The 15200-nt window shown below is 31.9% G+C and carries 17 protein-coding genes; 1 reads left to right on the top strand and 16 read right to left on the bottom strand.

The annotated features are described in order from the left end of the window. Positions 1 to 8 precede the first annotated feature (8 nt). The 12 genes from P7122_RS05635 to P7122_RS05580 form a co-directional block, all read right to left on the bottom strand. A complete protein-coding gene (locus tag P7122_RS05635; RefSeq protein WP_278004803.1) occupies positions 9 to 2939 on the bottom strand; it encodes a PAS domain S-box protein in 2931 nt (976 codons plus the stop codon). Between the two features lie 360 nt (positions 2940 to 3299). Continuing rightward, complete coding sequence (locus tag P7122_RS05630; protein WP_278004802.1) at positions 3300 to 3863, bottom strand: hypothetical protein; 564 nt, start codon at positions 3861 to 3863, stop codon at positions 3300 to 3302. Between the two features lie 143 nt (positions 3864 to 4006). Beyond that, positions 4007 to 4459 carry a hypothetical protein gene (locus tag P7122_RS05625; protein ID WP_278004801.1) on the bottom strand — a complete coding sequence of 151 codons (453 nt, stop codon included), beginning with the start codon at positions 4457 to 4459 and terminating at the stop codon, positions 4007 to 4009. A gap of 227 nt (positions 4460 to 4686) precedes the next feature. Then, the gene (locus tag P7122_RS05620; protein WP_278004800.1) at positions 4687 to 5547 is read right to left on the bottom strand and encodes an HAEPLYID family protein; all 861 of its coding nucleotides are present in this window, start codon (positions 5545 to 5547) and stop codon (positions 4687 to 4689) included. Between the two features lie 80 nt (positions 5548 to 5627). Then, entirely contained in the window at positions 5628 to 6014 is a 387-nt protein-coding gene (locus P7122_RS05615; protein ID WP_278004799.1) for a hypothetical protein, read from the bottom strand. Between the two features lie 233 nt (positions 6015 to 6247). Next, complete coding sequence (locus tag P7122_RS05610; protein ID WP_272856472.1) at positions 6248 to 6715, bottom strand: DinB family protein; 468 nt, start codon at positions 6713 to 6715, stop codon at positions 6248 to 6250. 176 nt (positions 6716 to 6891) lie between these two features. Then, a complete protein-coding gene (locus P7122_RS05605) occupies positions 6892 to 7215 on the bottom strand; it encodes a hypothetical protein (RefSeq protein ID WP_278004798.1) in 324 nt (107 codons plus the stop codon). 518 nt (positions 7216 to 7733) lie between these two features. Next, positions 7734 to 8132: a response regulator gene (locus P7122_RS05600; protein WP_278004797.1), complete on the bottom strand. Its 399-nt coding sequence runs from the start codon at positions 8130 to 8132 to the stop codon at positions 7734 to 7736. After that, entirely contained in the window at positions 8129 to 9616 is a 1488-nt protein-coding gene (locus P7122_RS05595) for a PAS domain-containing sensor histidine kinase (protein ID WP_278004796.1), read from the bottom strand. The genes P7122_RS05600 and P7122_RS05595 overlap by 4 nt, the downstream gene beginning before the upstream one ends. Positions 9617 to 9846: 230 nt before the next feature. Continuing rightward, the gene (locus P7122_RS05590) at positions 9847 to 10422 is read right to left on the bottom strand and encodes a hypothetical protein (protein WP_278004795.1); all 576 of its coding nucleotides are present in this window, start codon (positions 10420 to 10422) and stop codon (positions 9847 to 9849) included. Positions 10423 to 10571: 149 nt separating this feature from the next. After that, positions 10572 to 10964: a hypothetical protein gene (locus P7122_RS05585; RefSeq protein ID WP_278004794.1), complete on the bottom strand. Its 393-nt coding sequence runs from the start codon at positions 10962 to 10964 to the stop codon at positions 10572 to 10574. Between the two features lie 360 nt (positions 10965 to 11324). Next, positions 11325 to 11585, bottom strand: coding sequence for a lipocalin family protein (locus P7122_RS05580; protein ID WP_278005236.1), 261 nt, complete (start codon positions 11583 to 11585; stop codon positions 11325 to 11327). Positions 11586 to 11939: 354 nt separating this feature from the next. Between P7122_RS05580 and P7122_RS05575 the strand changes: the two genes are divergently transcribed. Continuing rightward, positions 11940 to 12116, top strand: a complete 177-nt coding sequence (locus tag P7122_RS05575) for a hypothetical protein (protein ID WP_278004793.1) — start codon at positions 11940 to 11942, stop codon at positions 12114 to 12116. Between the two features lie 162 nt (positions 12117 to 12278). On the opposite strand, the gene P7122_RS05570 is transcribed toward P7122_RS05575, so the two are convergent. The 4 genes from P7122_RS05570 to P7122_RS05555 all read right to left on the bottom strand — a co-directional run bounded on the left by P7122_RS05570 (position 12279) and on the right by P7122_RS05555 (position 15112). After that, positions 12279 to 13004 (bottom strand): superoxide dismutase, encoded by a 726-nt coding sequence (locus P7122_RS05570; RefSeq protein WP_009780324.1) that lies wholly within the window; start codon positions 13002 to 13004, stop codon positions 12279 to 12281. Between the two features lie 177 nt (positions 13005 to 13181). Next, entirely contained in the window at positions 13182 to 13961 is a 780-nt protein-coding gene (locus tag P7122_RS05565; protein ID WP_278004792.1) for a toxin-antitoxin system YwqK family antitoxin, read from the bottom strand. A gap of 165 nt (positions 13962 to 14126) precedes the next feature. Beyond that, complete coding sequence (locus P7122_RS05560; protein ID WP_278004791.1) at positions 14127 to 14477, bottom strand: hypothetical protein; 351 nt, start codon at positions 14475 to 14477, stop codon at positions 14127 to 14129. A 38-nt stretch (positions 14478 to 14515) separates the two neighbouring features. Beyond that, complete coding sequence (locus P7122_RS05555; RefSeq protein WP_278004790.1) at positions 14516 to 15112, bottom strand: hypothetical protein; 597 nt, start codon at positions 15110 to 15112, stop codon at positions 14516 to 14518. Between the last annotated feature and the right edge of the window lie 88 nt (positions 15113 to 15200).

Here is a 15200-nt window from a genome sequence, read left to right as displayed (position 1 = left end):
TGCTTTTTTTAGTTAAAATTAATTATAAATGTAGTACCAACATTAACATTGCTTTCTGCCTTAATGGTACCTCCCATAGATTCTACATGAAGCTTAGTCATAAACAGTCCTACTCCTTTAGCATCTGGATGCCTATGAAAGACTTTGTTTAGCCCAAATAGTTTGTGTCCGTGTCGTTTAAGATCTATACCCAATCCGTTATCAGACACCTTTAATACTATTTTTCCTTCGTTTATTGAAGATACTAAATGTATTTGAGGTTTTCTTTCTTTTGACTTATATTTTATTGCATTTTCGATTAAATTAAGAAAAATACTTTCAAAGTATATTTTGTTATAAGCCACTTTATTTACTGCAGAGAAATCTGATGTTATTACTGCTTCTGTCTCAGATATCTGAGCTGTAAGTAACTCTTTGGTTTTGTTTAGTGTTTCATTAAAATACACATCCTCTTTGTTAACATCCTCATTTTTAACTTTTATAGCCTCTACTAGCGTATTTAATGTTAGTGTAAGGTGGCTTATTACTTTTTCTAATTTTTGAAAAATTGCCACTCTTTCTTCTGCATCATCAGAATTTTGATAGATATCTAAAAGCGAATTAAGATTACTTACTGGTGCTCTTAAGTTATGCGATGTTATATGGGCAAAATCGGCTAATTGTGTATTCTGTCGTTTAAGTTTTTTGGTTAATATCTGTAAACTTTCATTAGTGTTTATAATTTTTTGCTCAGATCGTTTTTGTTTTGTGACGTCTCTTATAGCAGCAGAAACCAGCAAACCTTCTTCGGTTTGTAAAGGACTTAAGCTAATCTGAACAGGAAACTCTCCTCCCTTTTTATTAATACCTATAAGCTCTTTTTTGTCTGCCATTCTAATAGACTTAGGGTCTTTAAAAAAGCCGTCTCTATACTTTATAAACTCATCCATAATCTTGTTAGGTATAAGTGTTTCTATAGGTTTATCTACTAACTCTTCTACAGTGTAGCCAAATAAGTACTCGGCCTGCTTATTTATTAAGTGTATATTGCCTTTATGGTTTATTATAACCATAGCATCTGGTGCAGACTCTAATAAACCTCTAAATTTTATTTCGGCCAAGCGTTGCTCAGTTACATCTTGGCAGGTACCAATCAGCTCAACAACCGCTCCTTCTTCCTCAAATACTTCACCCAATAAATGAACGGTCTTAACCTCGCCTGTAGATGTAACAATACGATGAATAAAATTATTAGGAAATTTTTTCTCTGCTATAGACTTTTCTACAAATCCTGTAACCTTTTTTTTGTCGTTAGGATGCACAAAATTAAAATACGTTTCGTAAGTAAGGTTCATTTCGCTCTCGTCTAACCCAAAGATTCTATAAAGATTAGAAGACCACTTAACAGTATTGTTTACAACATCCCATTGCCAATTTCCCATTAAAGAAATCTTCTCTGCAAAACTCAATAATTGATTTTTTCGCAAAAGCTCTGCTTCAGATTGTTTAACATCAGAAATATCTTGAAAAATACCAAAGATCTTTACACACTCATTACCAGAAAACTCGGCTTGGCCTATATCTCTTACCCAAATAGTGTTTCCTTGAAAATCAACAACCTCAACTTCAATATCAAAAGGTTTTCCCGTTTTTATAAGTTCATTTACATGCTTAATAATTCTATCTCTGCTCGCTCCTTCTTTATAAAATAAAAGACTATCATTACCTTTTACTTCATAACCAATCGGAAATTTCAAAATTTCCTTAGTTATATTACTTAGTGTATATTCATCGGTTTTTAAGTCTAGTTCCCAGGTTCCTATTCTGGCAACCTTAGTTGTACTATCTAATATCTCTTCTGCCCTTATTTTAGCTTCTCGTTGTTCTTTTAGATGCGTAATATCTCCTGTGTACATGAGCAAACCTCCAATCTCACCCACCTCATTGTACCATGGTCTAACATCCCAAAAAATCCATTGAGTTGTACCATCTAATCTTACAAACGAGGCTTCATCGCAGACATCTGTAGCTCCATTTAGGCAAGCTCTGTGTCTTTCTTTCCAATCCTCGCCTATCTCTGGAAAAATATCATAATGAGAACGACCAATAATATCAACACCTTCCATTTTATAATCAGTCTTCCATTTTTTTGATACTGCAATGTAGCGCATGTCTTTATCTAGCATGGCTAAAGATGGTGGTGCTTGCTCTATAAAAATTCTATTATAATGGTTAGATGCTTCTAACTCTTGCTTTAAAGTCTCTAGGTCAGATAAGTTTTTCTTAATCTTAGACTTAGATGTTTCTAGCTCAGAATTTGCCAAAACTAAATCTTCGTTTTTTCGTATCAATTGTCTCACCGTTGGTTTAAAGAGATAGAAAAAACCGCCAAACAACAATAAAAAAGAGAGCAAAGACAATATATAAAAGTGAATTTTCAGCCTTTGCGTATTGCCCTCTGCTATACTCTGATACTCATCAACAATAGCATCCATAGTTATTAAATATGGTGCTTCTGCCTCTACTATAGCGCTTAATCCTTTTTTAAGATTTTCTGAATTTTCTGAGTCTATCACACTTTCGCATGAAGCCAAAATTTTATCTAGATATGCAGTAAGCACATTAAATAAGGAATCTAACCTATCATTTCTATACTTATCTTCTTTAAATTTTGTGTACAAATAGTGGTGAGATGCCTCTATCTCTGAGGCCAACAATTTCAGTTGATTAATAGAGTTTTGTCTTTCAGAAAAGGTGGACTCTGCATTAATAGCATAAACAACTTTTGCTATATTCTGGCTGAGCATACGCTGTTTTCCAGACTTATTTATTAAAAATGCATCATTATTCTGATCAAGAATCTGACTAAGAATAATTGAAAACACAACAACAAATAGTACTACAGCTGCAATACCAAATTGAATGTACTTTCTTTTAATTTTTGATTTGAGACTACCCATAACCTTAATTTACACATTAAATTGAATATCAATACATTAATTTCAGATAAACAAACCAAAACAAATTTTAAAACCCCTACTGAATATAATAAAAATTTCTCATTTTATTGTTAATAAAACTGCAAACGGTAAGATAAAAAAGGAACAAAGAGCTCCAAATCATTGAAAAGAAGCAAAATTTTGATAATAAAAAATGATTCTCTCCGGTAACAAAAACAGCTATGTTTAAAGAGCTTTTTTTGGTATAACGTTATCGGATAAGAGTAGTAAACTATACTTTAGCAAACCTCTAATGTTGGTATTACTAAATTTTAAGAAGTGACGATTTGAGCTTAAAGAAAATTTGGCAAGAATAAACAATTACTTATAATCATTGTTCGCAACAGTTATTGTCAATTCTACATGATTGATTAAATATTCCGAGAACCATTTTAAATCATTAAGGACATATTTTTCATTCTCATCGTCAAATCCTAGGATTTGATGTTTCCTTTCGTCTTTGTCTATTAAGAAAAGAGTTCCCTCATAGGAGTCTTCGTCAATCTGTTCGGCAGAATATTCAAAATCCTTTATGCTTTTTGAGTCAAAAATGTATTCGCCAAAATCGTTTTTTATTTTTATCACTTTATGTTCAAGTGTTTTTAAGTTGTCATTTGACTGTTTTTTTGCACTTAATCTAGAATAGCTAAAAAATCCTGTACTAAACAATAATATAATCCCAGCAATAATTTTACCACGTAATTCTATATTATTAATAAGTATAAACAAACAAATTCCAAGCCCAGCTAGTATTGGAAGAATAACAAGTCCGATTAGTGTTGTAAAATCGGTCTTTGATTTCCCAATAATTATTTTTCCATTTTCATTTGAGTAGGAAATTTTATGTCTTTTTAATTTAGATTCTAAAATTGAAGTATTATTCATCTACTTTTTTGATTTAGCTGTTTATATAAGTCTCGGCTATGAGTAGTTGAGTTGATTAGTTATTAATTTATTAAATAAAACTGGCGATAGTTCAGCGGGAGGAAAATTAGATGCAATTAATTATACATGTTGTTACCAACAGCTTATTCCACACGTTTATAGTTAGTTTCAATTAACCGTGAGTCAGCACCAAATACAGGAAAAGCAACTAATAATGCAACTCCACTACTTTCCCTTAAAACTACTAATTCTTTTTTCTCATTCATAGCCAGTTTGACCGAACTATCGCCTAAAAACCATAAAACAACAAATTTAAAATCCGTTTTCCACTGTCTTTTAAGCTGAAAATAATTACCCGAGACTTTACCTTTAAGAATTCGTTTGTCAATTATCTTCCCGTTTCGAAAGAGTTCTGCCTTTAAGTTTAAATTATTGGTAACTTTTATCTTAACAATCAAATCCTCCCAATCTTCGAGTTTTTCTGACCTATAATCTATGGATGACCAAAGTGAATAAATTTCTGCTTTGCATTTCTCACATTTGTTCTGATATGTACCATTAAATATTATTAACTCATTACTTTTAATTTGAGTCACATCATAATTTGATTGTGCTTTTTTTACCGAAGTACATCAAGTTAAAGCCAAAATTATAAGTATGTAATATAGTTTTCTCAAATTGTGGGTAACGGTTTTGTGTATGGAAAGTAGCGGATTTTAAGCACTAGCTTTTCGGAAAGCAATATACTCATATTAAAGGTAATAGCGGTTCAAATTCACACCTAAACCGCTATTTTTTACATACATTGTTGGTAACCGTATTTTTATTTATGCTTATGTTTCGGCTCCCAAATGAGTCTTACAAAAGAACTAAACCTTTCATTTTCTCTACTAACAGGAATTCCTGCTACAATACCAATCAATAAGTTGTTGGTTACACCTACACGCATTTGTGGTCGTATTGTCATATAGAAGTCTTCGTTGTCAAGAGTCTTGTTAAATTCCATACCAATGAAGTTTCTTGTACCTGTTATCATATAATGAAAACTTGTGTTAATATCATAAGTTGTATGAAATTTATTGGTAATGAAATTCTGTTCAATCATTGGACCTGTATAAATCAATGAATGAAAGTTGTTTCCCCAACGTTTTGCAACAACTAAAAAAGGGTTATAGATATTTCCTTTAATAAAAGGACTTCCAAAATTACTAAAATCTGAAAGCTCAAACTCATTTATATATCCAATTGCCATTGATGTTGCCATTGCTTCACGAACAAAGAATGACCATTGAGTTGCTATTTTAATACTATTTAAGCTGTTTGAAGGAACTGAATCTCGGCTTACTCCACTTTGAGGGGAATAAAAAGTAAAAGGTAATTCCACTTCAAAACCCAACCTGTTAATAGGTGCCCATTCATATTCAATTAATGCTTCATAAGCATCAAATCTTAAATTGTCAGTCAAGCCTAAACCTAGGTTCCATTCTTTCTCTCCTTTTCTTGCTCCCAAATCGCGTATAAGATCAATGTAAAGTGGTTCAGCATGTAAAACTTTGTCAGGTTCTTTATGGTCTTCTACTTGTTGGATATAAATACTGTCCTTTTCAGCCTTTGTAATTTGGGCAATTGAATATGTTGAAGATGCTAATAGTATTATTAGCATTAATAATTTTTTTAAATACATTTTTTGATTTGTTTTTTAAGCATTATGATATTATCCCACACCTATTTAATAGGCAGGGATTAGTCTATTCGTAAAACAAATCAAACCTTGGGTGGTGGAATATCGAGCTTTTGAAAGCCTTTTGTTAAATTAATCTTATGCTCTGGAAATTTGTGCTTTTTTATTTCAACGAATGATTGATTTAGATTATTGTTAACTATGTAATGCGTTGCTAAATCAATTTTAACATTTGTTTTTGTATTGTGGTCTTCAGTATCATAATCATCATATTCTTTAATAGCATCTTCATAACCCAATACTTTTTCAAGAACTATTTCAATTATACTTTCTTGGTCATTGAAAGTTAAATCTTCAGGAATATGTTCAGGGTTTGGGTCAGCCGGATCAATACTTATGTTTAACAGATATAACCCAATAATTCCCCATAGGATTTTCGTAAATACGCTATTTCTTATTCGACTTAACACAGTTCAAAAATAACGTTTTTTAGTCGATTTTCGTATATGGCTACGGTCTCGTATAACCGTCAGTTACGGGTTAAAGTACGCAAATTTTTCGGTTAAGCACAGACGTTAGCAAACCTTTAGGTTCGGCGTAGCCAACTCCGAGTGGATTCGGACGTAGTCGAATCCGCTGACCCGAGCGTAGCGAACAGGCGTAAGCAAATTGCGGTTATACATTGTTGGCTGTAGTGTTTTTTTCAATCCCATATGTTTGGTCTATCAATTTTCATTGCTCTTAAATACGACAGAAATTGTCCTGCGTGAACTGATTCGTGATATCCAATCCGTAACAAATATTTTGCAAGGATTTTCTTGTCTCCATTTCCAGGGTGAACGATTTCGGTTTCGTTTAATTCCTTATCCGAAAAATGTTCAATACTTTCTATAAATGTTTTTCTATAAGGTTCGGCAAATTCAAGTTCATCAGTAAGGCTAATAAATGCTCGGTTTTCCCAAGGTGTTTTATAATTTGTCATATCACCTTGATTAATAATAAGATTCCATCCATAATCAGCCTCCAAAACGTGTCTTATCATTTCTGACGCACTCATTGCTTTTTCGTCAGGTTTCCAATTATAATATTTCTCAGGTAGTCCATTCCAAAGTTTTATACTTCTTCTCCTTATTTCTGTAAAATTTAAAATTATAAGTTCAGATTGGGTCATTTTCTTTGTTTTCGGGAATGTCGTTTTACATTACAGCCAACGGTTTTGTATATGGAAAGTTGCGTGTTTGCCAGCGAGGATTTTCCGTAGGAAAATCAGATGTAGCAAACGTGCAACCTCCTTTGTTACAGCCAAACACCAGCAATTTTTTATATACGGTGTTGGCAACAGTATTTTTATTCTATTTTCAATGATTTATGATAATAAGTATCATTTTTAATTCCATTTTTTGTTTCTTTTCTTAAATTAAAATCTGCTAAATCTAAAGAAACAATTTCCTCATTTTGAGCCGAATAAACTATGTCGTCTATAAGTTCCGAATGAGCTTTGTAGTCAAAGGCAAAATCACTACCGTCTAATCCGAAATCATAGTAGATTTGTCCAGTCATGGATTTGTATTTGCTATATTCAACTTCTGATAATTTAAATACGATAATTTTTGTTCCGTCTGTTTTCAATTCAGCCTCTCTTATTTCTAAAACTCTGTAATCTTTTTTCATTTTTAGGTTTAATATTTTAAAAAGGTAAGGTGTCGAAATAAATATTTTCTTTCGTCTCTCTAACTTCGATTGATAAACGAGAATGTTTATGAATTTTGTCGTAAAAATTTAAATAATATTTTTTTCGATTATTTGTTCTTTTCTCGTGTTCTATTTTGAATGTTAGTTGTCCTTCAGAACATTGTTTTGTACAACTAACCATATATTTAAAAAAACTGTAAAATCTTGTTTTATTTGGCATTGCAGTCAGAACGTTTTTTGACATTAGAAAAGGAATGAATGATTTTGTGTTGTAATTCACACACGAATTAATCAATTCAGTCTTAATTTTTTCTATGTTGTTCGTTTCGTTCATATTGTTGCTAACGTGTTTGTATAAGATTAGTTGCGTGGTTTAGGCACTGAAGTTAGCAAATAAATCACAGATAGAAAGTCCGCGAGGACTTTCGTAAGTAGGCTAGAACTAGCAATTAATTTTATACATTGTTATAGCCAGTGCTTTTTTGTCATTCGTCTTTTTATAGTTTTTTTATCAAATCTATCAATTTGTCCTTTGTAATAGGTTTAATAATATAATCAGAAACCTCGCTAATAGTCTTGGCGCGTGTAATATCGTCAGGCGAAATAGATGAGGAACATATATAAATTGTAATTTTTTTTCCTATTGTTGGATTAAGTTTATTGTATTTCTCAAGAAACTGCCAACCGTTCATTATTGGCATACTAAGGTCTAACAGTATAATTTCAGGTAATGCGTCAACATTGTTTTTATTTTCTTTCAAAAAATTTATAGCGTCTAAACCATTTCCGAAAACCTTTATTAGGTCAACAAGATTAGTTTGTTCAATTATTTTTGTTGTTAGGAAAACGAAAATGTCATCGTCATCAACGAGTGTAAGGGTTTTTATTGTGGTCATACATTTTGGTTTTTAAATTCTATAAAAAAAGTACTGCCCTTTTCTGGCTGGCTATCAGCCCAAATTTTTCCATTCATAGCTTCAACTTGGGTTTTTGTCATAAACAAACCAAATCCTTTTGCATCAGGATGTTTGTGAAATGTTTTACGAATTTTGAAAATTTGATCCTTATGTAATACTAAGTCAATCCCCAATCCATTATCAGTTACCGATAATACTACTACATTATTTACTTCTTTTTTAGTTTTTATTGTAATTATAGGCTTCCTTTTTGGGGATTTATATTTAAGAGAATTACTTATTAAATTTGTAAGAATGCTTTCGATGTATTTTTGAGGAAAATAGATTATAGGAGCGTTATTTAAATCTAGTTGAATATCCGCCTCATATTCTTTAATTTGGGTTTCAAACCCTCTCAAAACTTTATCTAAACAATCTTTTAAAATTATCCGATCGGCTTTTATTTCGGTGTCTTGCTTTATTTGTATCGATTCCACTAATTCATTAAAAACTTCCATTAAATGATTTATAACTGGTTTTATTTTTACCAGTACTTCTTTACGTTCAATCTCATCTTGGCATTGTTCTATATAATCAACTAGCATGGATATGTTTATCAATGGTGCTCTTAAATTATGGGAAACAATATTACAGAAGTCAACAAGTTGTGCATTTTTGAGTTCCAATATATGGGCATGTTCAATCGCTTTTTGGTTGCTTTTTTTGATGAGATCTTCACCTTTTTTTCGTTCCGTAATGTCAGACCTTATGGCAACGTACTGGTAAGGTTTTTTATCCGTATTTAAAAAAGGAACAATAGTGGTATCCACCCAATAATCAGTCCCATCTTTTGCTTTGTTTTTTAGTTCGCCTTTCCATACTTTCCCATTGGCAATAGTGGTCCAAAGTTCTTTAATAAACTCTTTCGAGTGATGTCCCGAATTTATAATACGATGATCCTGTCCAATTAATTCTTTGGTGGAATATTTTGATATTTTACAAAAGTTATTATTTACGTGGGTAATGATTCCTTTTTGGTCGGTAATTGCCACAATCGCCGATTCGTCAAGAGCATACTTATAGTCCGAAATTTCTTTTAAGGTATTTTTAAGGTCTTCTTCTCCCTTTTTTCTATCTGTTATGTCTGATCGAATGGCAACATATTGATAAGGTTTTTTATCCGTATTTAAGAAAGGTACAATAGTGGTGTCAACCCAATAAGCAGTACCATCTTTCGCTTTGTTTTTTAGTTCACCTTTCCATACTTTTCCATTGGCAATAGTTGTCCAAAGCTCTTTGATAAACTCTTTTGAATGATACCCTGAATTTATAATCCGATGGTCTTGTCCGATTAGTTCTTCAGCACTATACTTCGATATATTGCAGAAATTATCATTTACATATTTGATGACTCCCTTCTGGTCAGTAATAGCAACAATTGATGATTCATCAAGAGCATATTTATAATCTGTTATTTTCTCCATGACAATTAAATTTAGTGCCAATTAATTTTTTATGCAGTTGTATCAAAGTTGTCTACAGCATTAGATCAAGTTTGTTTTTAAGCATTGGCTATAACGGTTTTGGCTATGATTTCGTTGCGGAAAAATCCGCAGGATTCTTTCCGCCGTAGCCGAAAGATAGTAAAATTGCGTTGAATTCCGATTAGGAATTCAGCCGCAATGAATTATAGCCGTTGTTACCTACAGTATTTTTAATTCAGAGTCCTATATATTATATCCAAGAATAATTTCCGATACATTATTAATTTAAATTTATCATCTGGAATTTTATTCAGCACATCAATCAGATATTGACTATCAGTTTTTAAATTTCCATAAGCCTCATATTTGTTATGAGCTAAACAAAATTCATATTGCCAACTTGATTTGTCTAGAATATTTAATTGTTCGATTAAATAGCCATAACAGGATAAATCAGAATTAACTGGAAATAACAAATCTGGGTCAAAACCTAAATCCGATTTAAGTTTTTCAAAAAATTCTGGTTTTATTTCTTTTCGGGTTACTTTTTTTAATAATTCCGAATATCCATTTTTACTTATTTCAGTTAGATATTTTTCGGTAATCAGTGAATTTTCAAATAAGCTATGAATATTCTGTTTATAAATCAGTTTTCCTTCAATTGGTCCAAATTCCGTTACGAGTCGATTATATTTGATTTCAGAGCATAATTCAAATTTTTCGTCCGCAATTAGGTCAGACGTATTTTTAGTTGAACCACAAGCTGTGATTAAAGTCAGAATTAATATTTGAAGCAGTTTTTTCAATATTGTAGGTAACGGTCTTGTGTATGGTTAGTTGCGTGGTTGTGTAGCTAATTTAGCAAACTTTTACGAACCCGAGAAAATTCCGCAGGAATTTTCGCAAGTAAGCACATAAAAAGCAATTAATTATACACGTTGTTGTACACTGGCTTTTATTCATATTTTATTGATTTCAGAAATTCAGCACGTTCATTCAATTCATCCGTCATTTTTATTTCAGTAGGTTGGTCGTTTTGTAAAATCCACGCTTTATTTCCGATATCGCTACTTTGTAGTACAATTGTATCTCCTAGTTCAGTCCAGCCAATTGTCCATTTATTTGCATCTCCAGCTCCTGTATTCAATTCAGTTAGTTTTTCATTTTTCTTATCATATAAGTGAATGATAACGTCAGCGTAATTATCCGCATTTTTGTCAGTCCGATTTACGGTTGCGTAAATTTCAAAATTTCCAGTTGACGATTGGGTCTTTTCACTTTCATAGTCGCTAAAAAAACAACTTGTAAAAGTCAAAGTCAATAATATTAATATCAGATTTCGTTTCATTCGGTAGCTTGTGTACAACGGTTTTGTATATGATACGTTGCGTGTTTAAGCACTAAAGTTAGCAAATAAAAACCGAATAGAAAATCCGCGAGGATTTTCGTAAGTAGGCTAGAACTAGCAATAAATTATATACGGTGTTGTAAATAGTTTTTTTACTTTCAGCTTTTCCAATTTTGATGTTTTTCCCACTTTAGCTCTTAATTATCATATTCAAATGTCCATTATGTTTAAAAATCTTTTTCGCTGTTCTCGTATTATATACCATTTAATATTTTGTCAATATTTTTATTTCATTCCAATAAACCTAAATGTTCTTAATAAATAATTATGATTAACCACCAAATATACTTCTCTAATATTTTATTGCTTAGTAAACGTTTCGATTAGTATATCTCCATTGTCATCTTCACGCCATTTTAATCTTGTTTCTGTAAGTTCTAAAATCTCAACTACGAATGGTTCTGGGTCTCCAAACTCCATAACAATTTGAGTTCCACTTTTAGTCCAAGTAGCATTACCAAAATCATTTCCGACATAATCAAATCTTACAGTATTGTCATTCTTAAAAAATACTGTTTCTGTATCGTTTATTGATTGTCCATTGTATGTTGCACTTTCAATTTCCTAAAGACCAATAATTGAGCCATTAGTTATACTTTCATTATTATCATCGTCTGATGAACAAGATGCAAGTGTTAGACTAATAAGTAAGAATAAGTAAATGTTTGTTTTTTTCATAATATTTGTTTTAAATTATTTACAACGGGCAACTTGTAAGGCTTGTGGATGCGCAGCAGACACGTTAAAGCCGATTGAGCTGTGCATCTATAAGCTTTACAAAATGTTAGCTATCTGTTGCCCTCGATTAAGAAGCGAACAAAATAAATATTAACCGACGATTGCTGATGCAGAGCCATAAGTTGCCCGTTAGCCTACAATAAGCAATCTTTTAGAATTTTAAAACCTCTTTGAATTATGAAAACACCAGAACAAATTTTGGGGAAAATAAATGAACTAAAAAAACACAACCGTGAACTTGAAGATAGTATTGATTATGATAAAATGAATATGAATCAAATTTGTGGCACAAAAGACGCTATCGCTGGTTATGAAAACTGCATTATGTATTTGGAATGGGTTTTAAAAGGCTGATTGCGTGCCTCGATGGCTATTGTAGGCTAACGGCTCCGGCTATGAGTAGTTGCGTGGTTTAGCACTTAACTTTGCAAGTACACACCAAACTGAAAATCCGTGAGGATTTTCAGAAGTAGGCGAGAACAAGCAATTACTTATAGCCATTGTTGGCAGTAGTGTTTATTTTGTCAGTCGTTTTGCTGTCATAAATCGGTCAGCTACATTGTCCCAATTGATAATTTCAAGAACTGTATCAACAAAATCGGCTCTTTTATTTTTGTATTTCAAATAATAGGCGTGTTCCCAAACATCAATCACCAAAATCGGAACAACTCCCCATTGTGTTAATTTTTGATGATTTTCGCATTGTAACAATGTCAAGCTATCCGAATAAGGTTGGTAACCCAAAATACCCCAACCGCTTCCTTCTACAGTTTTTGATATTTTCCCGATATAGCTTTTCAGTTTGTCAAATGAACCGAAATCCTTTTCTATCTGTTTTAAGAGTTCAGTTTTGGGTTCAGTTTTTTTATTCGTTAAGTTCGTCCAAAAGATGGAATGAAGCACGTGGCTTGAAAAGTGGTAAGCTAACTTTCGGGTCCACAAATCCACTTGGTCTAAATCGCCCGATTTTAGATGTTCCTTAATTTTAATCAAATCTGTGTTTGCCCCTTTTACTGCTCCACCGTGATGAAATTCAAAGTGCAGATGTAAGGTTTCTTCATCCATATGTGGCTCCAAAAAAGTTTTATTGTATGGAAGTGATTTTTGAATGAAATTTCCATTACTGTCCACTAATCTGTCAATTCCGTTTTCCGTTACATTTTGTGAAAAAACGTTGTTCATTGGTAGGATTGTCGCTCCACCTAAAATTGCCGTGTTTCTTAAAAATTCTTTTCTGTCCATATTTATACTTTTTTCAATTTATCTCGTTTTTCCACATTACTGCCAACGGTTTTGTGTATGGCTCGTTGCGGAAAATCAGCTATGATTTTCCGCCGTAAACCAAAGATAGCAAAATTGCAATGAATTCCGATTAGGAATTCAGCCGCAATGAGCTATACACGTTGTTACCACACGTTTTTATTCTATTAATATTTTTTTGTCGATTATTTCTCCTATACTGTCAATTACATAAACAGCTTTCAGTTCTCCTTTTTCTGTATAAGTTTTCATTTCTCCAATTGGTTTATCAATATTCCAATTTCCATCAACTGATAGCTGTCCATTTTTATAATACTCTCGATATAGTCCTTTCATTTCTCCATTCTCAAAATTATTTTGACCAGCTACATTGCCATTTTCCCAATAAGTTGTCATAAATCCGTGTTTTACACCATTTAAAGAACTTCCTTTATTCATTAGCTGTCCATTGGGATAGTAATTCTTGACTAAACCATTTAGAACTCCATTAACAAAATCAGTTTCTTGTTCTAACTGTCCAGATTCATAATAGTATTTCCAAGTTCCTGTTTCTTTTCCTTTATCGTAGTTTCCTTGAGAAGCTATTTTCCCATTAGTAAAATATTGTTCCCAAAATCCATTTTTAGCTCCTTCAATCATTTTTCCTTTTGACATTAGCTCACCTGATTCGTGATAAAATTTCCAATCTCCAGTTTGCCTTCCTCCGTGATAATCTCCTTCGCTTTTTAGATTTCCATTTTCGAAATATAATTTCCAATAGCCTGTTTCTAAACCACCAACTTTTAGAACAGTTCCTTCTTTTTCAATTTTTGTTTTTTCTTTATCGTAGAAGAACTTCACGTTTTCCACTTTTCCTATTTCCTTTTGGCAAGAAGCTGTAAAAAAAGTTAGAATTATTGTCAATATTAAATATCTGCTCATTATTAAATATCTGCTCATTGTTTGGTCAAATGTGTGGTAACGTGTTTGTGTATGATTAGTTGCGGGAAAACCTGCGAGGTTTTTCCGCCGTAAGCGAAAGATAATTAATAAGATTGAATTTCCGAGAGGAAATTCAGCCGCAATTAATTATACACGTTGTTGTACGGCGTTTTTTTATTCGTTTTAAGTTCCTTCCAGTTCATATCCAATTAATTCAGGGTCTTTTCTGTGAACTTTCAGTTTAAATTTTTGTCCAATTTTTAATAATTCAGGTCGGTAAACTTGTCTTACCTTTTTATATTTTTTTCCGTTGTAGATATATTCAAAATGAAAAATATGTTTTTTCGTTATCGTACTTTTAGAAACATTGAGTTCAATATCCGTAATTGTTGCTTCAGTCCAAACATAGTCAGATTCCAATTTTTCTTTTCGATTATCCGAGACATAAAAAAGAACAGAAAATAATATCACAATTAATATTCCTCCTATTAAGGCACTTTTTTTTCCGTCTGTTAATTTATTATAGAATTTCATTTCTCAAATGACGTACAAACGTTGTTGTACAACGTTTTTTATTTTATTTCCATTTTTCCCCAACCACAATAAGACCTAATCCAATCTGTTTCAGAATCAAATTTTTCTAATTCAGATGTGAATTTTTTGTCAATATCATAATCTTTAGGGTACATATTACAACGAAGTAGATGCGCTATAATCCACTTATCAACTTTATTAAAACTAATTCCGCCTTTACTGAAAATTCCATAGTAGTCGAATAGTTCTTTTTTGTCTTTCAGCGATTTTTCTGCTATTGTTTTTATTTTCTTAAATTCAATGTCAGAGTCAGTTTGGTTTTCAAATTCAATAATTAGAAATTCAGAATAGTGTTTAAAGCTTTTAACTTTAGTTGAATCTATAAGTTTGTAATATTCTGTTTTCCAAGGCTTAAATACTTCTTTTAATTTTGGATTTTCAATTCCGAAATTTGTTTTTATTGTTTCCGAAATTTTTTGAAATTCCAATTCAGGTTTAATCTTTTCGATTTGTTTTTCTGCAGTTTTAAATTCAGTCGAATCAGTAACGATTTGGATTTGTTCAGTTTCCTTTTCAGTCGCATTCTTGCAACTTAAAAAGGCTAAAAATAATATAGTTAAAACTCGAATTTTCATTTTTTGGGAAATGTCTAGTCCTGAAATATGGCTACAGGTTAAAGATTGATTTACGCTGTTTTTAAATATACCATATTCGGTGTTTTAT

This window comes from Winogradskyella marincola (assembly GCF_029624125.1).
Lineage (GTDB): Bacteria > Bacteroidota > Bacteroidia > Flavobacteriales > Flavobacteriaceae > Winogradskyella > Winogradskyella marincola.
The sequence above is the reverse complement of the archived record's forward strand: the minus strand, read 5'-3'. Positions and strand labels throughout refer to the sequence as shown.